Annotated in this window: 21 protein-coding genes; 6 read left to right on the top strand and 15 right to left on the bottom strand. The window is 71.3% G+C overall.

Features of this window, described 5'->3' with window-relative positions:
• Nucleotides 1–317, top strand: a 317-nt coding sequence (locus ABZS40_RS31890; protein ID WP_354947722.1) for a C39 family peptidase, incomplete at its 5' end; no start/stop codon positions are given.
• Between the two features lie 66 nt (nucleotides 318–383).
• Here ABZS40_RS31890 and ABZS40_RS31885 read toward each other — a convergent pair.
• Nucleotides 384–1,091, bottom strand: coding sequence for a DedA family protein (locus tag ABZS40_RS31885; RefSeq protein WP_354947720.1), 708 nt, complete (start codon nucleotides 1,089–1,091; stop codon nucleotides 384–386).
• A gap of 213 nt (nucleotides 1,092–1,304) precedes the next feature.
• Between ABZS40_RS31885 and ABZS40_RS31880 the strand changes: the two genes are divergently transcribed.
• Nucleotides 1,305–4,157 carry an aconitate hydratase gene (locus tag ABZS40_RS31880; RefSeq protein WP_354947718.1) on the top strand — a complete coding sequence of 951 codons (2,853 nt, stop codon included), beginning with the start codon at nucleotides 1,305–1,307 and terminating at the stop codon, nucleotides 4,155–4,157.
• Between the two features lie 74 nt (nucleotides 4,158–4,231).
• Here ABZS40_RS31880 and ABZS40_RS31875 read toward each other — a convergent pair whose 3' ends face one another.
• Together ABZS40_RS31875 and ABZS40_RS31870 are read right to left on the bottom strand one after the other, a co-directional pair.
• Complete coding sequence (locus ABZS40_RS31875) at nucleotides 4,232–4,705, bottom strand: hypothetical protein (RefSeq protein WP_354947716.1); 474 nt, start codon at nucleotides 4,703–4,705, stop codon at nucleotides 4,232–4,234.
• A 57-nt stretch (nucleotides 4,706–4,762) separates the two neighbouring features.
• Nucleotides 4,763–5,233, bottom strand: coding sequence for a hypothetical protein (locus tag ABZS40_RS31870; RefSeq protein ID WP_354947714.1), 471 nt, complete (start codon nucleotides 5,231–5,233; stop codon nucleotides 4,763–4,765).
• A gap of 86 nt (nucleotides 5,234–5,319) precedes the next feature.
• On the opposite strand from ABZS40_RS31870, the gene ABZS40_RS31865 reads away from it, so the two are divergent.
• Together ABZS40_RS31865 and ABZS40_RS31860 are read left to right on the top strand one after the other, a co-directional pair.
• Complete coding sequence (locus ABZS40_RS31865; RefSeq protein ID WP_354947712.1) at nucleotides 5,320–6,087, top strand: DUF5753 domain-containing protein; 768 nt, start codon at nucleotides 5,320–5,322, stop codon at nucleotides 6,085–6,087.
• Nucleotides 6,078–6,266: a DUF397 domain-containing protein gene (locus tag ABZS40_RS31860; protein ID WP_354947710.1), complete on the top strand. Its 189-nt coding sequence runs from the start codon at nucleotides 6,078–6,080 to the stop codon at nucleotides 6,264–6,266. The genes ABZS40_RS31865 and ABZS40_RS31860 overlap by 10 nt, the downstream gene beginning before the upstream one ends.
• A 213-nt stretch (nucleotides 6,267–6,479) precedes the next feature.
• On the opposite strand, the gene ABZS40_RS31855 is transcribed toward ABZS40_RS31860, so the two are convergent.
• From ABZS40_RS31855 to ABZS40_RS31815, 9 genes are all read right to left on the bottom strand, one after another.
• Nucleotides 6,480–7,742: a sigma-70 family RNA polymerase sigma factor gene (locus ABZS40_RS31855; RefSeq protein WP_354947708.1), complete on the bottom strand. Its 1,263-nt coding sequence runs from the start codon at nucleotides 7,740–7,742 to the stop codon at nucleotides 6,480–6,482.
• Between the two features lie 5 nt (nucleotides 7,743–7,747).
• Nucleotides 7,748–8,083 carry a YciI family protein gene (locus ABZS40_RS31850; protein WP_238681700.1) on the bottom strand — a complete coding sequence of 112 codons (336 nt, stop codon included), beginning with the start codon at nucleotides 8,081–8,083 and terminating at the stop codon, nucleotides 7,748–7,750.
• A gap of 85 nt (nucleotides 8,084–8,168) precedes the next feature.
• A complete protein-coding gene (locus ABZS40_RS31845) occupies nucleotides 8,169–8,780 on the bottom strand; it encodes an ATP/GTP-binding protein (RefSeq protein ID WP_196924375.1) in 612 nt (203 codons plus the stop codon).
• Nucleotides 8,761–9,147 carry a DUF742 domain-containing protein gene (locus ABZS40_RS31840; protein WP_238681702.1) on the bottom strand — a complete coding sequence of 129 codons (387 nt, stop codon included), beginning with the start codon at nucleotides 9,145–9,147 and terminating at the stop codon, nucleotides 8,761–8,763. Before ABZS40_RS31840 ends, ABZS40_RS31845 begins: the two co-directional genes overlap by 20 nt.
• A gap of 5 nt (nucleotides 9,148–9,152) precedes the next feature.
• A complete protein-coding gene (locus ABZS40_RS31835) occupies nucleotides 9,153–9,575 on the bottom strand; it encodes a roadblock/LC7 domain-containing protein (RefSeq protein WP_238681720.1) in 423 nt (140 codons plus the stop codon).
• Between the two features lie 90 nt (nucleotides 9,576–9,665).
• Nucleotides 9,666–12,224, bottom strand: a complete 2,559-nt coding sequence (locus ABZS40_RS31830; protein WP_354947705.1) for a nitrate- and nitrite sensing domain-containing protein — start codon at nucleotides 12,222–12,224, stop codon at nucleotides 9,666–9,668.
• 124 nt (nucleotides 12,225–12,348) lie between these two features.
• On the bottom strand, nucleotides 12,349–13,965 hold the full coding sequence (locus tag ABZS40_RS31825) for a prenyltransferase/squalene oxidase repeat-containing protein (protein ID WP_354947703.1): 1,617 nt from the start codon (nucleotides 13,963–13,965) through the stop codon (nucleotides 12,349–12,351).
• Nucleotides 13,958–14,875 (bottom strand): terpene synthase family protein, encoded by a 918-nt coding sequence (locus ABZS40_RS31820; RefSeq protein ID WP_354947701.1) that lies wholly within the window; start codon nucleotides 14,873–14,875, stop codon nucleotides 13,958–13,960. Before ABZS40_RS31820 ends, ABZS40_RS31825 begins: the two co-directional genes overlap by 8 nt.
• Nucleotides 14,872–16,209 carry a cytochrome P450 gene (locus ABZS40_RS31815; protein ID WP_354947731.1) on the bottom strand — a complete coding sequence of 446 codons (1,338 nt, stop codon included), beginning with the start codon at nucleotides 16,207–16,209 and terminating at the stop codon, nucleotides 14,872–14,874. The genes ABZS40_RS31820 and ABZS40_RS31815 overlap by 4 nt, the downstream gene beginning before the upstream one ends.
• 419 nt (nucleotides 16,210–16,628) lie before the next feature.
• On the opposite strand from ABZS40_RS31815, the gene ABZS40_RS31810 reads away from it, so the two are divergent.
• A complete protein-coding gene (locus tag ABZS40_RS31810; RefSeq protein ID WP_354947699.1) occupies nucleotides 16,629–16,877 on the top strand; it encodes a DUF2630 family protein in 249 nt (82 codons plus the stop codon).
• A 42-nt stretch (nucleotides 16,878–16,919) separates the two neighbouring features.
• On the opposite strand, the gene ABZS40_RS31805 is transcribed toward ABZS40_RS31810, so the two are convergent.
• The 3 genes from ABZS40_RS31805 to ABZS40_RS31795 form a co-directional block, all read right to left on the bottom strand.
• Nucleotides 16,920–17,852 carry an RIO1 family regulatory kinase/ATPase gene (locus tag ABZS40_RS31805; protein WP_354947697.1) on the bottom strand — a complete coding sequence of 311 codons (933 nt, stop codon included), beginning with the start codon at nucleotides 17,850–17,852 and terminating at the stop codon, nucleotides 16,920–16,922.
• A gap of 211 nt (nucleotides 17,853–18,063) precedes the next feature.
• Nucleotides 18,064–18,708: an HAD-IA family hydrolase gene (locus ABZS40_RS31800; protein ID WP_354947695.1), complete on the bottom strand. Its 645-nt coding sequence runs from the start codon at nucleotides 18,706–18,708 to the stop codon at nucleotides 18,064–18,066.
• A gap of 65 nt (nucleotides 18,709–18,773) precedes the next feature.
• On the bottom strand, nucleotides 18,774–19,634 hold the full coding sequence (locus ABZS40_RS31795) for a carbon-nitrogen hydrolase family protein (RefSeq protein WP_354947693.1): 861 nt from the start codon (nucleotides 19,632–19,634) through the stop codon (nucleotides 18,774–18,776).
• Nucleotides 19,635–19,711: 77 nt separating this feature from the next.
• Here ABZS40_RS31795 and ABZS40_RS31790 point away from each other — a divergent pair, with 77 nt between their 5' ends.
• Nucleotides 19,712–20,284, top strand: a complete 573-nt coding sequence (locus ABZS40_RS31790) for a TetR/AcrR family transcriptional regulator (RefSeq protein ID WP_091403732.1) — start codon at nucleotides 19,712–19,714, stop codon at nucleotides 20,282–20,284.
• Nucleotides 20,285–20,364: the final 80 nt, after the last annotated feature.

The raw sequence follows: 20,364 nt of genomic DNA, 5'->3' as shown, positions 1-20,364 counted from the left end.
AGACCAACGCCTACCGATCCGTGGAAATCAGCAGCCCCGACGCCGACGCCAAGCAGACCGACACCCTGCGCGCCGACATCGTCACGACCATCGACAACGGCCGCGCCGTGGTCGCCAACATCGCCGGCACCAGCACCGACACCAACGGCGTGAGCCACTCCTACGAGGGCGGGCACTACATCAGCGTCGTCGGCTACCACGACAACGGCAACACCGCCACCATCGCCGACTCCGCCGACCCCACCCAAGCCGCCTACCAGATCAGCGTCGAACACCTCGCCGACTGGATCGCCACCCGCGGCTACGCCACCAGCTAACCCGCACCCACACACGACCGAAGGGCCGGACCCCACCACGGGGCCCGGCCCTTCGGCATGCCCAGGTCAGTGTTCGTTGCCCGTCCGGAACGAATCGACGCCGGACGCCGCAGTGGACCGACCGCCGGGAGGCACCTCGGCCGCCTCCACGTCGGCGGCGCCGTCGGCCGACGTGACGCGGTGCGCGCGTCGGCGCAGCCACCAGGTGCTGCCGAGCCCGGCGAGGACCGCGAGGACCAACCCGGCCCAGGAGATGTCCTTCAGCCAGTGTTCGGCGGCCCGGCCAACCGAGTAGAGCAGGTACGTCGTGCCGAAGGCCCAGACCAACCCGCCGGCCGCGTTGGCCACCAGGAAGCGGCGGTACGGCACGTGCAGCGCCCCGGCGAGCGGCCCGGCCAGGATCCGCAGCAGTGCCACGAACCGACCGAAGAAGACCGCCCATACGCCGTGCCGAGCGAAGCTCTGTTCGGCGCGGGCGAGCTGCGCCGGGCCGAGGTGCTTGGGGAACCGTCTGCCCAGCCGGGCGAGCAGCGGACGACCGCCGCGTCGGCCGACGGCGTACCCGACGGAGTCGCCGACGATGGCGCCGAACGCCGCCGCGCTGGCCACCCACTCCGGCTCCACCACACCGGTGGCGGCGAGCAGGGCGGAGCTGACCAGGACGATCTCGCCGGGCAGCGGGACGCCCATGCTCTCCACGCCGATCACTCCGGCGACGATCAGGTAGACCACGCCCGGAGGCAGCGCCGAGAGCCAGTGCTGAACGTCGATCACTCGGCACCCCTTCCGAATCGGCCCCGACCCTACCCCGCCGACCCGATGACGCCGCGCTCTCGTTGGCCACCCAACCGGTGACGCCAGGTTGCGCAGATAGCAAGACGGACGTACGGTTTTGTTGGAAGCGGAATCGGGCGGTAAGTGTCACCTAACCTCGGCGGCACCCCGACCGGTGCGACAGACTGCTCAGGACTACTCACGGTCGCTGGTGTGAAGGAGTACGACGTGGCGAGCCTCGACACCTTCGGTGCGAAGACCCAGCTACGCGTCGGAGACGCGAGCTACGAGATTTTCAAGATCGACAAGGTGGACGGCCAAGCCCGGTTGCCGTACAGCCTGAAGATCCTGCTGGAGAACCTGCTGCGGACCGAGGACGGCGCGAACATCACCGCCGACCACATCCGCCAGCTCGGCGAGTGGGACTCCACCGCCGCCCCGAGCGTGGAGATCCAGTTCACCCCTGCGCGGGTCCTGATGCAGGACTTCACCGGCGTGCCCTGCGTGGTCGACCTGGCCACCATGCGCGAGGCCGTGCGTGACCTGGGCGGCGACGCCAGCAAGGTCAACCCCCTCGCCCCGGCCGAGTTGGTCATCGACCACTCGGTCATCGCCGACCTGTTCGGCCGCGAGGACGCGTTCGCCCGCAACGTCGAGCTGGAGTACGAGCGCAACAAGGAGCGCTACCAGTTCCTGCGCTGGGGTCAGACCGCGTTCAACGAGTTCAAGGTCGTCCCGCCGGGCACCGGCATCGTGCACCAGGTCAACATCGAGTACCTGGCCCGCACGATCATGGAGCGCAACGGCCAGGCGTACCCGGACACGGTGGTCGGCACCGACTCGCACACCACCATGGTCAACGGCCTGGGCGTGCTGGGCTGGGGTGTCGGCGGCATCGAGGCCGAGGCCGCGATGCTCGGCCAGCCGGTCAGCATGCTGATCCCCCGGGTCGTGGGCTTCAAGCTCTCCGGTGAGATGCCGGCCGGCACCACCGCCACCGACCTGGTGCTGACCATCACCGAGATGCTGCGCAAGCACGGTGTGGTCGGCAAGTTCGTCGAGTTCTACGGCCCCGGCGTGAGCGCCGTGCCGCTGGCCAACCGGGCCACCATCGGCAACATGTCCCCGGAGTACGGCTCCACCGTGGCGATCTTCCCGATCGACGCGGAGACGATTCGCTACCTGGAGCTGACCGGCCGCGACGCCGCGCAGGTCGCGCTCGTCGAGGCGTACGCCAAGGAGCAGGGCCTCTGGCACGACCCGAACCACGAGCCGGAGTACTCCGAGCGCCTGGAGCTGGACCTCGGCACCATCGAGCCGTCGCTCGCCGGCCCGAAGCGCCCGCAGGACCGGGTGCCGCTGGGCGCCGCGAAGACGCTGTTCCGCTCCGCGTTGACCGACTACGTGGCCGACGACTCCGTCGGTGAGCGTGACCTCAAGCCGGGTGTGCCCCGCGAGGAGCTGCCGCGCGGCGCCAACGGCCCGGCCGACGAGGCCAGCGCCGAGTCCTTCCCGGCCAGCGACCCGCCGGCCAACGAGTTCAGCGACCCCGCCGACGAGCCGCGTGACCTGGAGACCGCTGCGGTTGGCGCGGGCGGCCGGGCCAGCCACCCGATCCAGGTCACCGGCGCTGACGGCGTCGAATACGAGTTGGACCACGGCGCCGTGGTGATCGCCGCGATCACCTCCTGCACCAACACGTCCAACCCGCAGGTGATGATCGGTGCCGCGCTGCTGGCCCGCAACGCGGTGGAGAAGGGCCTGACCCGCAAGCCGTGGGTGAAGACCACCCTGGCGCCCGGGTCGAAGGTCGTCATGGACTACTACGAGCGGGCCGGCCTCACCCCGTACCTGGACAAGCTCGGCTTCAACCTGGTCGGCTACGGCTGCACCACCTGCATCGGCAACTCGGGCCCGCTGCCCGAGGAGGTGTCCGCCGCGGTCAACGAGCACGATCTGTCGGTGGTCTCGGTGCTCTCGGGCAACCGGAACTTCGAGGGCCGGATCAACCCGGACGTCAAGATGAACTACCTGGCGTCGCCGCCGCTGGTGGTCGCCTACGCCCTGGCCGGCACGATGGACATCGACCTGGCCAACGAGCCGATCGGTGAGGACTCCGAGGGCAACCCGGTCTACCTGCGCGAGATCTGGCCGAACAGCGCCGAGATCCAGGACGTCATCGCCCAGGCGATCGGCGCCACCGGGTTCAGCGCCGCGTACGCCGATGTCTTCACCGGCGACGAGCGCTGGCAGTCGCTGCCGACCCCGACCGGCGACACCTTCGCCTGGGAAAGCGACTCCACCTACGTGCGCAAGCCCCCGTACTTCGAGGGCATGCAGCAGGAGCCGAGCCCGGTCGTCGACATCTCCGCGGCCCGGGTGCTGGCCAAGCTGGGCGACTCGGTGACCACCGACCACATCTCGCCGGCTGGCGCGATCAAGGCGGACTCCCCGGCCGGCTCCTACCTGGCCGAGCACGGCGTGCCGCGCCACGAGTTCAACTCGTACGGTTCCCGCCGGGGTAACCACGAGGTGATGATCCGGGGCACCTTCGCCAACATCCGGCTGCGCAACCAGCTGGTGCCGGGGGTGGAGGGCGGCTTCACCGTCAACCACCTCACCGGCGAGCAGACCTCGATCTACGACGCCTCGGTGGCCTACCAGGAGGCCGGCATCCCGCTGGTCGTGCTGGCCGGCAAGGAGTACGGCTCGGGCTCGTCCCGGGACTGGGCGGCCAAGGGCACGATGCTGCTGGGCGTCCGGGCGGTCATCGCCGAGTCGTACGAGCGGATCCACCGCTCCAACCTCATCGGGATGGGCGTGCTGCCGCTCCAGTTCCCGGTGGACGTCACCGCCGAGTCGCTCGGCCTGACCGGCACCGAGACGTTCACCATCACCGGGGTGACCGCCCTCAACGACGGTGAGGTCCCGCGCACCGTTCTGGTCAGCACCGACACCGGCGTCGAGTTCGACGCCGTGGTGCGGATCGACACCCCCGGTGAGGCGGACTACTACCGGCACGGCGGCATCCTGCAGTACGTGCTGCGCCGCATGATCGCCAACTGACGTACGGCTGGTCGAGGGCCGCTCCCGCTCCGGCGGGGGCGGCCTTCGCCGTCCAAGCAGAGGAAGAATCGCGGTCAGAGCACCCGTAGTCGCTCGGCTACCGCGTCATCCACGGCGCGGCGCGCGTAACCCCGTAACCGCCGCCGCAGGGTGGCCGTCCGAAGGGCGTCTCGCGCGCCGGCCCGCAACACAGCGCTGTCAGCGGCCAGAGCCCCGTCGACCTCAGCGAAGAGACTCTCGACCTGACGCATGTCATAACCGCGCAGAGTAACCACGAACGGCAACGGTGTGATGGCAGGTGGTTGCGCCGGTCCGCTCCGGGTGCCCGGGAGCGCGAGCGCCGCCAGCCGCTGGGCTATCGCCGCATCCACGTCCCGGGAAGCGTAACCCCGTATCCGCCGCCGCAGAGTGGTCGCCCGAAGCGCGTCCCGCGCGGCATCCCGCAACACAGCGCTGTCAGCGGCCAGAGCCCCATCGACCTCAGCGAAGAGACTCTCGACCTGACGCATGTCGTAACCGCGCAGAGTAACGACGAACGGCAAGGCCATGCGGCCACCATATCGGTCGCCGAGTACGCCGACAGGGGTGCGCTGCAGGGGTGACGCTCAGCGCAGCCGCAGCGCGACCGCGCGGGCCTCCTCGTCGGTGAGGGGCAGGAACCAGAGGAAACGGCGGACGATGGCGACCGGATCGGGTCCGCCCGGCTGGCCGCGCAGGTCGCGGATCGCCCGGCGGGTGATCCGGGAGAACTCGGGGATCAGGGTCGCCCGCCGGGCGGCGTCCGTCGGGGTCGCTCGCAGCGCCGGGCAGGGCCAGTCCTGACCGCAGGCGTCACACGTCCACAGTGGGCCATCGGCGGTGTGCGCGACCGGCGGGCCGCACCGCGACCGCCAGCGTGATTCGGGTACGACGTTCGCCGCGCGACCGGGACCACGGTACGGAGGGTGCCGGGTTCCGGGTGGGCCGGCGACGTTCGCACGGGGCGAGGCCGCCTGGCCCGGTCGATTGCCGGCCGATGTGGGCGGTTGCAGGAACTGTCCTCGGGCATCCGGTGCTCCCTCGTCGATGCTGTCCACCCAGCACACTGCCGAGGGTTGCCAAGCGATCACACTGCGTAGAAGTATTTCCTTCCGACGTCAGGAACGTTCTGGAGGGCCTGGAGATGAATCGAGCAGTACAGGCGGCGATGGCCGAGCGGGGCCACACAGCGGACAGTCTCGCTGCTCAGATTGGTGTCGATCCTAAGACGGCCGCCAAGTGGGCGAGCACGGGACGGATTCCGCAGACGCGTCATCGCGCGCGGGTCGCCGAGCTGCTCGGTCGAAACGTCGACGAGCTGTGGCCGGACGCGCTGAAGCGCAGAACGCCTGCCTGGTTCCGACCCTGGGCCGAGATCGAGCGCGAGGCGGTATCGCTGCGATGGTTCGAGTTCGCGTGGATACCCGGCCTTCTTCAAACGAAGGCGTACGCGCTGGCCACGCTTGTCGGTGAGGCGCTGACTCCGGCCGAGGCCGACGACCTCGCCGAGGCGCGGCTGAGCCGGCAGGCCATCCTGCGCCGGGAACGCCCCCTGCGCATCGTCGCGGTCCTCGACGAGGGAATCCTCCGGCGCACCCTCGACGGTGACCGAGCCATGATGCGCGAGCAGTGCGAGCGGCTGGCCGAGCAGGCTGCCCTGCCGAACGTGTCGCTGTTCGTCGTGCCCGCCGACGTCGGCATGTATCCGGGCCTCGGTGGGCCGTTCACAGTGGCCGAAATGCCGGACGGGGGGCGGGTCGCGCACGTCGACAGCCAGGCGCAGGCGCAGCTCATCGACAAGACCGCCGACCTTGCTAGCCTGGATCGACGGTGGGAGCGCATTCGCGACGGAGCCCTGTCGCGGGCGCAGTCCCTCAACCTCATCAGAGAAGCGGCGGCATCATGGACCTGACCGGCGCTCGGTGGCGCAAGAGCAGCAAGAGTGGAAACAACGGCGGAAACTGCGTCGAGGTGGCCGACAACCTCGCCGGCGTCATCGGCGTACGTGACTCGAAAGAACCGGCCGGTCCAGCGCTCGCCTTCGACCCGACGGCCTGGACCCGGTTCCTCGCGTTGGCCAAGCGCGGCTGACCCCTCCCCCCGGTCGAGCATGCGGCCCTACGGTCGAGACAGACGATGCAAGATCGCGGAGCGCGGACGGACCCGGCCCGTCGATCATGGAGTTGTGGTGCCTGGTTTGGCAGTTAACGGGGGGCTTTGTTGCCCACCAGAACTCCATGATCGGCGAGGCAGTGCCGGTCCAGATGACCGACGTACCGCTCCTGGTGGCGTGCGGCCGCTCCGCTAGCTATCGGCGAGGTCGTCGGCACGCTTGAGCAGGGCGCGGCGCTCGGCGGCCGAGCCGACCGTCGCCGCCGCCCGCCGGAACAGGATGGCGGCGCGCAGTCGGTCACCCTGCCGGGCCACCAGATCGGCTTCCACCGCCGCCGTGAGCGGGTAGCCGTCCAGCCCTCCCCCCGCACGCGCCGCGTCGAGCAGGTCCAACCCGGCGGCCGGCCCGTACGCGTAGCCGTGCGCGACCGCGCGGTTCAGCGCGACCACCGGCGACGGCCGGATGCCGAGCAGGGCGTCGTAGGCGTGGGCGATCGTCGGCCAGTCGGTGTCGTCGGCCGAGGCGGCGGTGGCGTGGCAGGCGGCGATCCGGGCCTGCCAGGCGTACGGCCCGTCGTGGCGTACCCGATCGAGGGCGGTCAGGCCCTCGGCGACGGCGGTGCGGTCCCACCGGTCGCGGTCCTGCCGCTCCAGGGTGAGCAGGTTGCCGGCGGCGTCGCGGCGGGCGTCCCGCCGGGAGTGTTGGAACAGCAACAGCGCCAGCAGCGCGGCGACCTCGGACTGGCCGGGCATCAGCCGGTCGAGCAGCCGGGCCAGCCGGACCGCCTCGTCGGCGAAGGCCGGTTCGCCGTCGGCGACGTAGCCCCGGGTGAACAGCAGGTACAGCACGGCGAGGACGCCGGGCAGCCGCTCGGTCAACGGCGACCCGCTCGGCACCCGGTACGGGATGCCGGCCTCGGCGATGCGGGTGCGGGCCCGGGTCAGCCGGCGGGTCATCGTCGACTCGCTGACCAGCAGGAGGCGGGCGATGTCGGCGGTCGGCACGCCGCAGACGGTTCGCAGCGTCAACGCCACTCGGGCTTCGATCGCGAGCGCCGGATGGCAGCAGGTGAAGATGAGCCGCAACCGGTCGTCCACCATGTCCTGCCCCACCTCGGGCTCGGGCTGCGCGTCGTCCGGCGCGAGCAACGCCAGGTCGTGCAGCTTGCGCCGCTCGACGGTGGCCCGGCGCAGCACGTCGATCGCCCGGTTGCGCGCCACCGTCATGAGCCAGCCCCCCGGGTTGGCCGGCACACCGTCGGCGGGCCAACGCTCCAGCGCGACGGTCAACGACTCCTGGGCGCAGTCCTCGGCCAAAGACCAGTCCCCGGTCACCCGGATCAGTGTCGCGACGATCCGGGGGTACGCCTCGACGCTGGCAGCCGCGACGGCCTCCGCCGCCACCGCGCCGGCCGGCACCTGGGTACGCACCGGCCGGCTCTGCGAGGTGGACAACTCGGTCAGTCGGACAGGTCCGCGAACGGACGCAGTTCCAGTCGCCCTTCGCGGGCCATCGGGTGGGTGCGGGCCACCTCGATCGCCTCGTCCAGGTCGGCGCAGTCGAGCAGGTCGAAGCCCACGATCACCTCGGCGGTCTCCGCGAACGGCCCCTCGGAGACGAGAAGCTCACCGTCACGAACACGGACGGTGGTGGCCGCGCTGGTCGACGCGAACACGTTGCCGGTCAGGCGGCGGCCACGGGAGTCGTTCTCCGCCACCCACTTGTGGATGTCGGGCAGCTCGGTGGGGTCGGTGTCCGGCTCGGTGTCGCTGCAAACGAACATCATGTACTTCATCTGGTCGCTCCCTGGTTTCTCGGGGTGTCGCCAGCATGACGATCGGCCGGCAGCGTTCCGGACACCCTCCCCCGAAAAACTTCGGTCAGTCTCCGCTGGCAGCGCGGCGGCGGGCCTCGCGGGTCTTCATGGCGTGCTCCATCAGCGTGACGAGCACCTCCTTGCTGGACTCGCGCTGCCGGGCGTCGCAGAGCAGCACCGGCACACCCGGGTCCAGGTTCAGCGCGGCCTGCACCTCGTCGAGCCGGTACTTCCGGGCGTCCTGGAAGCAGTTCACCGCCACCACGAAGGGCGTCCCCCGACCCTCGAAGTAGTCGATCGAGGGGAAGCAGTCGGCGAGCCGGCGGGTGTCGGCCAGCACCACAGCGCCGATCGCCCCCAACGCCAACTCGTCCCAGACGAACCAGAACCGGTCCTGCCCCGGCGTGCCGAACAGGTACAGCACCAGGTCGTCGCTGATGGTGATCCGGCCGAAGTCCATGGCCACTGTGGTGGTGGTCTTGCCCTCCACCCCGGACAGGTCGTCGATGCCGACCCCCGACTCCGTCAGCACCTCCTCGGTGCGCAACGGCCGGGTTTCGCTGACCGCGCCAACCATTGTCGTCTTGCCCACGCCGAAGCCGCCCGCGACCAGGATCTTGATCGCGGTGGGCAGTGGCGTCGCTCCCGCCGGCCGGTCAGAGTGCCCGTAGTCCATTGATTACCGCCTCGAAGATGCTGTTGTCGGGAAGACCGGCCGTGGTCTGCGGCTCGCGGACCTGCACCAGGCTGCGGGCCGCCAGATCACCGAGAAGCACCCGGATGGTGCCCACCGGCAGGTCGAGATGGGCGGCGATCTCGGCGACGGACTGTATGCGTTGACACAGCCCGACGATCGCCAAATGCTCAGGACCGAGACCGACCTCGGGCGTGACCTCGGCTTGGGTCGCCGTGACCAGGGAGATCAGGTCGAAAGTGCCGGTGACCGGGCGGGCCCGACCACGCGTCACCGCGTACGGACGCACCACCGGACCCGCGTGGTCATCCACCCACTGATGGTCTGCCGACTCCCCCTGGACCGTCATCGCCGCTACCTCTCGCCGACCTGCTGATCAGTGCCGCGCGACGGCGATGCGACGTACTTGCCGACGCGGGTGACCAGCATCGCCATCTCGTAGGCGATCAGGCCGACGTCGGCGTCCTCGCTGGCCAGTACCGCCAGGCAGGCGTTGCGGCCGGCCGCGGTGACGAACAGGAACGACGACTGCATCTCGATGATGGTCTGCTGCACCTGCCCGCCACCGAAACGCTTGCCGGCGCCTCGGGCGAGGCTCTGGATGCCGGCCGCCATCGCTGCGAGGTGCTCGCCGTCGTCCCGGTTCAACCCCTGGGAGGAGGCCATCAAGAGGCCGTCGGTGGAGAGCGCGACAGCGTGCTCGGCCTGCTTCACCCGGCCCACCAGGTCATCCAGCAACCACGTCAGGTCGGCGCTCGAAGCCGTCTTCTGGGTCACTTCGTCGTCCTCTTCTCGCCCGGCTGTGCGCCGTGTTCGTCTGGGGCTTGCCCGTCACACCGCGCGGAAACCCGCGTCCTCGGTGCTCGGTCAGGTCGCTTGTGGATCCTCGTCGGTCGGCTCGGACGGCGTCGCCGCCGGGGTGCCGGAGGCGCCGCCGAGCAGCCGAGCCGCGTCGGTCCGCCCACGCCGGGTGCCGGTCTGGTAGGAGCTCATCATCCGGCGAACCTGCTCCGGTGGGCGCACCACATCCTCTTCATCGGTCTCGGACACCGCCGGGTCGTCTCGCAACTCGGGAACGATGTTCGCCTGTCGGACCCGGACGGGCAGGCCGGCATCGGTCCGTTCCGCCTCGGCGCGGGCGGGCAGCGGGCCACCGTCGCCGGCCGGGGCCAGCTCTCCGTCGAGGGTTTCCGGGCGGGTGCGGTCGACGGCGGGCACGCCGGTGGGCACGGTCGGGGCTTCCAGGGCTGGCTGGGCCGGGCCGCGCCGGGCGCGGGTGGGCAGGTCGGGGGTGCCGGTTGCCGGGGTGGTCCGCTGTCGGGTGGGGAGAACGGTGGCCGCCGCGGCCTCCTCGTCCGTCGTCGGTGCTGTGGTGTCGGCCGGCATCGGCACCGCCGAGGTCACCGCCACCTCCGGCGCGGTGGTCGTCGGTGCGGCGAGCGCCACCTGCGCGAGGGACGCCGGGCGGCCGCTGTCCGTGGCGGGCGCCGACGGCAGCGGGATGGCCGAGCCGGCCCGGAACGCGCCGGAGTCCTCCGGGGAGGCGACAGCCTCGGTGACCAGCTCCAGCGGGATCAGCACGACGGCGGTGGTGCCGCCGTACGCGGACTCCTTGAGCCGTACCCGCACGCCGTGCCGTTCGGTCAGCCGGCTCACCACGTAGAGCCCCAAGCGGGCGGCGTTGGCGAGGTTCAGCTCGGACTGGTCGACGATGCGGTGGTTCGCCGCGGCCAGGTCCTCCTCGCTCATGCCGAGGCCCCGGTCCTCGATCTCGATGGCGAACCCGTTGGAGACCAGCTGGCCGCGGATCTCCACGGTCGTGTGTGGTGGGGAGAACGACAGGCCGTTCTCGATCAGCTCGGCGAGCAGGTGGATGACGTCGCCGACCGCGCGGCCGGCGAGCGAGACCGGCCCGAGCGGCAGCACGTTGACCCGGGTGTAGTCCTCCACCTCGGCCACGGCGCCGCGCACCACGTCGACCATCGGGACGTTGCGCCGCCAGGCCCGACCGGGGGTGGAGCCGGAGAGCACGATCAGGTTTTCCGCGTTGCGCCGCATCCGGGTGGCCAGGTGGTCGACCCGGAACAGGTCCTCCAGCTCCTCCGCGTCGTGCTCGCGACGCTCCATCGCGTCGAGCAGCGTGAGCTGGCGGTGGACGAGAGCCTGCGTGCGTCGGGCCAGGCTCAGGAAGACCTCGCGTACGTTGCGACGCAGGTCGGCCTGCTCGACGGCGGTGCGCAGCGCGGTCTCCTGAACCGCGTTGAACGCCTGGCCGACCTGACCGATCTCGTCGGTGCCGAACTCCAGTGGGGGCGCCTCGGTGGCCACGTCGACCTCCTCGCCGCGCCCGAGCCGCTCCACCACCCGGGGCAGCCGCTCGTCGGCGAGCTGCCAGGCGGCCTGCCGCAGCCGCTCCAGCTGGCGCAGCAGGTTCCGTGCGGTGGTGATGGAGACGACGACGGAGGCGATGACGGCGAGCAGGCCCAGACCGGTGGCGAGCACCAACCGGACGACGACCATCACGGCGACGCCGGTGGCCCGGTCCACGATGCCCTCACCACCGGAGAGCACGACGTCGTTCACCTCGGCCAGCGCGGGTTCCACGGTGCCGCGCCACTGCTCGGCGCCGACCGGTAGCTGGGTCGACGGCCGGCCCTCGCGGATGATGCTGTCCTGTACGACGCGCAGTCGGGTGAACGCCTCGCTCTCGACGAGCTGCTGGTAACTGCGCTGGTCGGCGTCGGCGAGCCGAACCCGGGTCTCTTCACCGACGAACCGCTCCGAGCCGACCAGAGCGACAAAGCGGGCATACTCGGCGCCGCTCATCCGACCGTTGCCGAAGAGGCCACTGAGCAGCGCGTCCTCCTGCGAGATCAGCTCCTTCATCCGGTTGAGCTGGATCAGGGCCGCCGCCTCGCCGGCGATCTGCTTGTCGTCCAAGCTGCCTGTCACGTCGTAGACCTGGAAGATCGACTCGATCGCGTCGGTGTACGCCTCGGCGGCGGCGACTCGGTCGATCTTGCGTTCCAGCACCTCGGCGCGGGTCTGCTTCAACGTGTTGACCTGGGCGATGGTCATACGGAGCTGGTTGTCCAGGGCGGAGCTACCGGCAACGTCGACCTGCCAGTTGCGCACCGAGTCGGCGAAGGCGGCGGCCAGCTCCGAGGTCTTGCGCTGCTCGGCCTCGAGCGCCGTTCGCTGCGCGGCCTCGGGGTTGCTCAGGTACGCCTGGGTCAACCGCCGCTCCACCTGGAGTTCCTGCAGCAGCGGTTCGCTCGGCTCGTAGACCTTGGTGGTGATCAGCTGGACACCGAGCAGGTTGAAGCCGTCACGCAGGGTCACCCATGCCGCGAACATCCAGAGCGCGACCAGGGAGAGCAGCAGGGCGACAACCTTGGTGCGGATACTCGTACCGCGAGAACGCATTGAACCGTCCCAGGCCGGGCGTTGACTCAGCTCATCAACGAATGATCAGAGGGGGCGACGTCCCACCACAGCGGGGCATCCGGGGCTGAGGCTCTGCGTACGCTAGCAGTGTCCACACAACCCCTCAAGTTGCGGTTTTTGTAGACTGGTAACCGCAATCCACCACCGATCGGTCCACGCCGGAGGCACGAATGCTGGCCAGTCGACAAGCGGCGAGCACCGTGGCGCGAACGATGACTGTCGGACAGTACAGCTCCTTGCCGTACCACAGTGGAGGGTGCTCCCGGTCGGCGGATTCATGCAGGTAGGCGTGCCCGCGCGCCACGGCCTCGTCGACCCGCGGCACCGTCGTCGGCACCGTCAGCAGCACCTGGAGGGCGTACGCGGTCTCCTCGGCGGTGCCGTCCCACCGCCCCCACGAGCCGTCCGCGCGCTGGCTGCTCAACACCCAGCCAGCCGCCCGATCCACCGCCTCGGCGGCTGCCGCACCCCGCCCGAACTCGGCCAGTGCCAGCACGCAGCAGGCGGTGGCGTAGTACGGCGAGGCGTGCCACCGGTCCTGCCAGGCGCCGTCCGCGCGCTGGTGCCTGGTCAGCACAAGGTTCAACCGGTCGACCGCCCGGTGACAGCGCGCGTCCGCGCCCGGGTGCCGGTTCAGGTGCTGACCGAAGGCGTCCAGCACGTGGGCGTTCGTGGTGACCGAGAAGCCGTCCTCCCCCGGCCAGGTGCAGAAACCCTCCGCCGTCTCGTACGCCCACAGGCTGGCCGGGTCCGCCGGACGGCCGAGCCGGCCCAGCGCGTTGAGGGACACCGCCGTGGTGTCGGCGTCGGTCGGGAGGCCGTCGCCGGTGGCGATGCCCTGGCCTGCGGTGGCAGCGGTCAGGCTCGCCAGGACGGAGGCCGGCGGGTCGATCGTGAACCCGGCGCGGGACAGGCCGCTCAGCACCCAGGCCCGCTCGAAGACGGTGATCGGTGCCGGGCAGGGCACCGGGCCACCTCCGTCCCGGATCAACGCCCGCAGGAAGGCGTGCGCGGCGGGGCCGGCGGCCGGACCGGCGACGGTCAGCCAGGCCGCGGTCGCGGCGGGTGAGGCGCCGACCGCGGTGAGCGCGGGGCCGGCGTCGGTGGGTACCGCGTTCAGGATCTCGTAGAAGTGGGCCAGCTTCGGTGGCAGCGTCGCACCGGCGGCCACCGCGGACCGCACCGCGCGCAGCCGGTTCCGGTTGAGCCCGGCGGGCAGCGGCAGTGGCGCGCGGACCAGTCGGTCGGCGGTGACGCGCTCCAGCCCGGCGAGCCGATCGTTGATCGTGTCGACCAGCGCCGGAACGATGAGGTCCAACGCGGGGGTGTCCGGCAGAGTCCACGCCTCGGTGGGAAGCAGCGTGCCGACGAGCGCGCCGAGCCCACGGGCCACCGGGGCGAGCAGCTCCGTCCCGGCACTGCCGTCGGCCAGTGCAGCGAGCAGCGCGTCGGTGGCGCTCAGCGTCGGCACCAGGGCGTACCCCTCGGGTGGGCCCCACGCCCCGTCCGGGCGCTGACTGCGCAACAGGAACGCGATCCGCTGGTGGTGCCCGGTCAGCCACGGGGCGACGGCGACCAGCCGCCCCGTCTCGTACACGGACGCGGCGACCTGACCCCACGGCCGCAGGCCAAGGCCGGCGATCAAGTCACGGGCGGCGTCGGCGACCGGGTCGGCGGCGGTTGCCGCGTCGGCGACCACCTGGGTGGCGCAGTCACTCATCGCGCACTCCCCAGAAGTCCGACAGCTCGTAGAAGCCCCCGGTGAAGGAGATCTGCCGGTTGAGGTAGTCCGCCTGGCGGGGGCACCGCTCGGCGAGGGCGGCCAGGTCCCCCCGGCACCGGGCGGTCAGCTCCGCCAGCCGGTCGTGCACCTGCGCCGGGTCGTCGACGAGCGACAGGGCGTTCAGGTCACCCCACTCGGCGTCGCGTCCCTGCGTGGCGAGGTCGTTGACCAACCGCAGCACCCGCTGCACGCCACGTCCGGCGTCCAGCAGGTCGGTCAACTGGGCGAGTGTCCGGTTGTCGCCGGTGGCGATCCAGTGGGTGACGTTGACGAAGGAGCTGCCAGAGTTGTCGGCGTTCTCCAGGTAGCGGTCCAGGTCCGGCAGGCGTCGCCCGGTGGTCGGGTCGGTCGGCAGGTTCTTCCAGTCCCACTCCCGGGCCATGGCGGCGAGCATCCGGGCCACCTCGTCGCGCCAGATCGGGCGCAGCCGGGCGAACGCCGGCACGGCGGCCAGCTCGTCGCGCAGGTCGGCCAGCAGCCGGGCCAGGTGCCGACCGGGCGGCGGCGCGGCTCCGTCGGCCACCGCCAGGCAGTCGGTCACCACCTCCCGGACGTCGTCCACGGACCGGGCGAGGTAGTCGACCTGCCAGTCGGCCGCGAAGACCCAGAGCACGGTACGCGTGGTGATCCGCAGTTCGGCGGCGGTGTGCCAGGGCGCGATGAAGGCGACCACGGTGGCCACCGAACTGAGCAGCGCCGGGTCGAACGGCGCGGCGTCGAACAGCTCGGGATGAGCGGCGGTCACGGTCTGCAGGTCGCGTACGCCCCGCACGGCGAGTGCGCAGACCCGGCCCTGCTCGGCGACCGCGTCCTGACCGGCCCGCGCCGGTCGCGGGGTCTCCGTCACGATGCGGCCGGGCGCTCGACCGGGGTGAGGATGGCCTCGGCCCGCTGCTTGGGTTGCAGCGAGGCGCCCATCCGAGGGGTGAGGTCGACCGGTTCGCGCAGCCGGAAGCGGTAGCGGCTCAGCACGGTGCTGACGATGAGCTGGGCCTCCAGCAGGAACAGGTACTGCCCGAGGCACTGGTGCGGGCCTCCGCCGAACGGGAAGTAGGAGTAGCGGTAGCGCCGCCGAGGCAGCTCCGGCGCGAACCGCTCCGGGTCGAAGAGTGCCGGGTCGGTCCAGAACGTCGACATCCGCTGGGTGACGTACGGGCTGACCAGCACGGTGCCGCCGGCCTTGATCCGCACTCCGCCCAGCACGTCGTCGGCGACCGCTGTGCGCGGGATCATCCAGCCGGCCGGGTAGAGCCGCAGCATCTCGTCGAGCACCATCCGGCCGTAGCGCAGCTGGGGCAGGTGCTCGCGGCCGACCCGTTCGGCGCCGACCACTCGCTCGATCTCGTCGGTCATCCGCTCGGCCACGTCGGGCCGGGACTCCAGGACCGGCCAGAGCCAGGAGAGCAGGGCGATGGTGGTCTCGGTGGCGGTGGAGAACATCGCGACCACGTCGCCGCGGATCGCGTACTCGTCGGGTTCGCTGCCGTCGGCGCGCGGCCGGCAGAGCGTGGAGATGATGTCGTCACCGTCGGTGGGATGGGCCCGGGCCTCCCTGATGATCGGCAGCACCACCGCGTCGATGGTGCGCACCGCGTCGCGGAAGCGCCGGTCGCCGGGCATCGGCACCGCGTACGGCACGGCGGGCATCAGCAGTCGGGGGAGCATCGCGGTGGTGAGGGTGTTCAGTGCGGCGCTGATCCGCAGGGCGTCGGGGAGCGAGATCCGGTCGGCGAAGAGCACCCGCATGGTGGTGCGCAGGACGATCCGGGTCAGCTCGGCGCCGCCGTCGATCGGGCGACCGGCGAGGGCCGGTTCGCGCCACTCGTCGACCGCCTCGTTGATCGCCTCGGCCATCCTGTCGACGAGCGTCTCGGCCCGCTTGGCGGTGAACAACGGTTGCAGCGCGCCTCGGCTGGACTCCCAGATCTCACCCTCGGCGACCAGGATGGCGTCACCGACAATTCGACGCACGGGTCGCCAGAGCAACCCGTCGCCGTCCCGGGTGTAGTTGGCAACGTTGTCCCGCAGGACGCGTTGCAGGTGCTCAGGATGGCTGACCAGATAGGGACGGAACGAGCCGAGGTTGAGCCGGACGACGTCGCCGTCAGCGTCCTGCGCGAAGTCGACGAGCGCGCCCAGCGGGTCGCGGACCAGTGCCGGTAGAGCGCGTCGTAACGGGATCGTCCGGGGCTCGATGCTGACGGTGGCGGGGCGCGCCTCGGACACCTGCGACATCGAACCACGTCTCCTCGTCGTCCCGGCGACCGCAGCGGTCCACTTCGGTCGGGCAGGTTGATGAAACTTTCACCTTTTGGGCCGACGGAAGCATCTCATCAAACGAGGGGCACCTCCAGACTTGCGGACGGCGCAATTTCCATCTAAGCGCGCGCACACCTGTCGATATTCTCACCTCGCTAAGTTCCTGAATGGATATTCAGGCGCAGCGCCTCGCCGGGTGGGCCGACCAACCAGCGCGGCGGCCAGCTGCGGCATCGGCACCGGACGGTGTGTCGGGCCGGCCGGTGCGGGTCGGGGACCCGGGACGCACCGGTACCCCCGAATCCGGGCGATGCCCGGCACCCTGTGCCAGGCTCTGTGACATGGACGACAAGACCATCCTGAACCGGATCTCCGAGCTGGTCGACGAGGAACACAAGCTGCGTGGCGACGCCCAGGCCCACGAGTCGGGCACCGAGGGCGAGGCCAGCGAGCGACTGCGTGCCCTGGAGGAGTCACTCGACCAGTGCTGGGACCTGCTGCGCCGTCGACGGGCCGCCCGGGAGACCCACGGCGACCCGGACGCCCAGGGCGAACGCCCCAAGCCCGAGGTGGAGCGCTACCTGCAATAGCCGACGTGGCGGGTCGGGCAGTGATCGCCCGACCCGCTCCGATCAGCGCAGGCCCGCCTCGTGCAGCAGCTCCCGGGTCAACAGGCCGGGGTCGACCTGCTCGGCAGGGAGACCCCGGGCCGCGAACCAGGCGCCGACCACCCGCACATCGCGGGCCAGGAACTCCGGCCCCTGCGGGTTCGCCACCACGTCGACCACCTGCGGCAGGTCGATCACGACCAGCCGACCCTGGTGCACGAGCAGGTTGTACGGCGACAGGTCGCCGTGCGCGTAACCGGCCCGAGCCAGCACCCGCAGCGCCTCCACCAGTTGGGCCCACAGGTCACGCAGCTCGGTCGGGCCGGGCCGCAGCTGGGCCAGTCGGGGTGCCGCCTCCCCCGACTCGGCGTCACCGACGAACTCCAGCATCAGCTCGGTGCCCCGCACCTGCACCGGGTACGGCACGGCGATCCGGTCGTGCCCGGCGCCAATCTCCCAGAGCCGGCTGAGGGCGGCGAACTCGGCCGCCGCCCACTGCCCGGCGATCATCTGCCGGCCGAACGCCGTCCGGCCGGCCATCGCCCGGTTCTCCCGGGACCGGCGCACCCGACGGCCCTCCAGGTAACCGGCATCGCGGTGGAACAACCGGTGCTCAGGATCGCGGTAGCGTTTCACCGCGAGCAGGCAGGACCGATCGGTGTCCGGCACGGCCCGACGGACCAGGTGGACGTCCGCCTCCTTGCCGGTCTTCAGCACACCCAGTTCGGTGTCCTTGGCGGCCAACTCGGTGACCAGCCAGGTGGGGTGCGGCTGTGGCCCGTGCACGGCGTCGTCCCAGGACGACCAGCGCTCGCCGGTGTCCGGGTCGGGCTCGCTGTCGGGGTCTGCGAGCGGCTCGGTGGGCCGCCCGCGCTTCAGAAACTGCGGTTCGTCGTCGTCGAAGCGGCTCTTGCCGCGGCTTCGGCGCTCGAGCGCCGGAAGGTCATGATCGCGCACTGTGGTGAGGTTCCTTTGGTCGAGGCTGAGATAGGCAGCTGGAAGCGACCTGCAAAGACGGCCATGACCGACCCCCTCTCCTCGACCGGGCACACGCCCGGGATGCACCATGCGCGGACAATGCTCGTACCACCACGTCCGCCGGTCAACCGAATTACCGGGCCACCACCCGAACGGCCGCTCCGACGCACGGCTGGCGGCGCGGAGACCCTCAGCGGGCCAGGACTGTGGCGACCGCGGCGATCAACCCGTCCACGGTGCGGCTCGGCGCGAACCGGCCGTCCGTCCAGGTGCGCCCCCGGTGCAGCCAGACGCTGGGCAGCCCGACGGCGGCGGCACCGCCGATGTCCGCCTCCGGGCTGTCACCGATCACCCACGCCCCCCGCAGCGGCATCCGGACCCGCTGGGCGGCGAGCGCGAAGATTCTCGGGTTGGGCTTGCTGACGCCGGCCTCCTCGGAGATGACCCAGTCCGCCACGTACTGGTCCAGCCCGGTCTGGCGGATCTTGGCGTCCTCGACGCGTACGGTGCCGTTGCAGACCACCACCGGCACCCAGCCGGCGTCGTCGGCGATCCGCAGCGCGCAGGCGGTCAGCGGGTCGAGCCGGGTCTGCGCCACCACCCCGTCGTGCAGCTCCTCGACCAGATCGATCGAGGGAATGCGCAGCTCGTAGCGGTCCCGGATGGCGTCGGCGAGGTCCCAGCGGTCGGTCAGACCGTCGGCGTCGATCGAGATCAGCCAGTCGATGTCGGTGTGGGGCGCGCCGATGCTGTCCAGGAAGCGCTCACCCCAGCGGCGGAACGGCCCGGCCCGATCCAGCAGGGTGTTGTCCAGGTCCAGCAGGAGCAGTGGCACTCGGGCACCCTACGGGACCGACGTGTCCGCCAACAGATGCAGCGGGTATCGAGCTGACGAAGGGCTCAGCCAGGCATCGACAGCCGCGGGCCGCCCTGGTCCGACAGCCGATCGACGAGCATCGAGTGGGCCGCCCGGGTGGCCGCGAGCACGGCGGGATCCAGCGTCGCCACGAGCACCGCCGTGCCGTCGTCCGCCCCGCGAGCCAGCACCCGCCCCTCGGGGTCGTAGATGGCCGCGCCGCCGTTGAACCGCCACGGGTCGACGCCTCCGACCGCGTTGGCGAAGACCACGAACATCGTGTTGTCCAGGGCACGGGCGGCGTAGTAGAGATCCCGGCGGTGCTCGGAGCCGGCCAGGTATCCGCTGGGGCACAGGTAGGCGTGTGCGCCGTCGAGGGCGGCGGCCCGGCCGTGCTCGGGGAAACAGCCGTCGTAGCAGATGCCCAGCCCGAGCCGCCAGTCGTCGACGAGCAGCGTGGCACCGCGCTCGCCGGAGGTGAACAGCTTGCGTTCGTCGCCCCACAACTGCTGCTTGTCGTACCCGGCCCGCACCTCGCCGGTCCGGTCGACCACCAGCGCCGCGATGGTCCGCCGGCCGTCGGGGTGCCGGACGGCGGCGCCGACCAGCGCGGTGACGCCGGCCTCGCGCGCCGCGACGCGCAGCGGGTCGAGCCGGGGATCCGCGACCATCCCGGCGGGATCGGCAGCGACGTCCGTGCCGGCCGGATCGGCGGCGAGAACCGGCGGGTGGTACGCGCAGAGAAACAGCTCCGGCAGGACGGCCACCCGGGCGCCCCGCTCGCCGGCTCGGCGAACCAGGTCGGCGGCCATGACCGCGTTGCCGGCGACGTCGCCCGGCGTGGGGGTGGCCTGGACGGTGGCCACTGTCAGCGGGGAGCTGGACAGGGTGCGGGGCTGGGTCACCGGGCGATGGTAGTCGGCGACGTCCCAAGCCGTACGTACGGTTTGCATGCCCCGGGGTGACCTGCAACGATCGACGTGTGCCCAGAGTAAGCCAGGACCAGCTCGACGCTCGCCGGCAGGAGATCCTCGCCGCGGCCCGGGCGTGTTTCGCCCGGCTCGGCTACGAGGGGGCGACCGTACGCCGCCTCGAGGAGGCCACCGGCCTGTCCCGTGGCGCGATCTTCCACCACTTCCGCGACAAGGACTCGCTCTTCCTGGCCGTCGCCGAGGACGACGCCGCGGCAATGGTCGAGACGGTGGCCCGCAACGGCCTAGTGCAGGTGATGCGCGATCTGCTCGCCCGCGCCGTCTCCCCCGACACCACCGGCTGGCTGGGCAGCCAACTGGAGGTCTCCCGGCGGCTGCGCACCGACCCGGCGTTCGCCCGGCGCTGGGCCGAGCGGTCCGCCGCCATCGCGGAGGCGACCCGGGACCGGCTGGCCCGCCAGCGCGACGCCGGAGTGCTGCGCGAGGACGTACCGATCGACGTGCTGGCCCAGTTCCTGGAGCTGGCCTACGACGGCCTGGTGCTGCACCTGGCCATGGGCCGACCGGCCGGTGACCTGGGCCCGGTGCTCGACCTGGTCGAGGAGGCGGTCCGCCGCCACTGACCGCGCGGACACCCGTCGGTCGACCGTGGCGAGGCTGCTCCACAATGGGGCCGCCGATCCCTCCGGTGACAGGAGCAGTC

The organism is Micromonospora sp. NPDC005324 (assembly GCF_040607155.1).
In the GTDB taxonomy this organism is placed as follows: domain Bacteria; phylum Actinomycetota; class Actinomycetes; order Mycobacteriales; family Micromonosporaceae; genus Micromonospora; species Micromonospora trifolii.
This window is presented reverse-complemented; position numbering and strand designations above follow the sequence as displayed.

Bases quoted from the DNA above. Each gene is read 5' to 3' on its own strand.
- ABZS40_RS31860 (WP_354947710.1), top strand. From the start codon at position 6,078: ATGGACCTGACCGGCGCTCGGTGGCGCAAGAGCAGCAAGAGTGGAAAC.
- ABZS40_RS31825 (WP_354947703.1), bottom strand. From the start codon at position 13,965: ATGAGTGACTGCGCCACCCAGGTGGTCGCCGACGCGGCAACCGCCGCC.
- ABZS40_RS31840 (WP_238681702.1), bottom strand. From the start codon at position 9,147: ATGACGGTCCAGGGGGAGTCGGCAGACCATCAGTGGGTGGATGACCAC.
- ABZS40_RS31850 (WP_238681700.1), bottom strand. From the start codon at position 8,083: ATGAAGTACATGATGTTCGTTTGCAGCGACACCGAGCCGGACACCGAC.
- ABZS40_RS31810 (WP_354947699.1), top strand. From the start codon at position 16,629: ATGGACGACAAGACCATCCTGAACCGGATCTCCGAGCTGGTCGACGAG.
- ABZS40_RS31865 (WP_354947712.1), top strand. From the start codon at position 5,320: ATGAATCGAGCAGTACAGGCGGCGATGGCCGAGCGGGGCCACACAGCG.
- ABZS40_RS31875 (WP_354947716.1), bottom strand. From the start codon at position 4,705: ATGGCCTTGCCGTTCGTCGTTACTCTGCGCGGTTACGACATGCGTCAG.
- ABZS40_RS31830 (WP_354947705.1), bottom strand. From the start codon at position 12,224: ATGCGTTCTCGCGGTACGAGTATCCGCACCAAGGTTGTCGCCCTGCTG.
- ABZS40_RS31845 (WP_196924375.1), bottom strand. From the start codon at position 8,780: ATGGACTACGGGCACTCTGACCGGCCGGCGGGAGCGACGCCACTGCCC.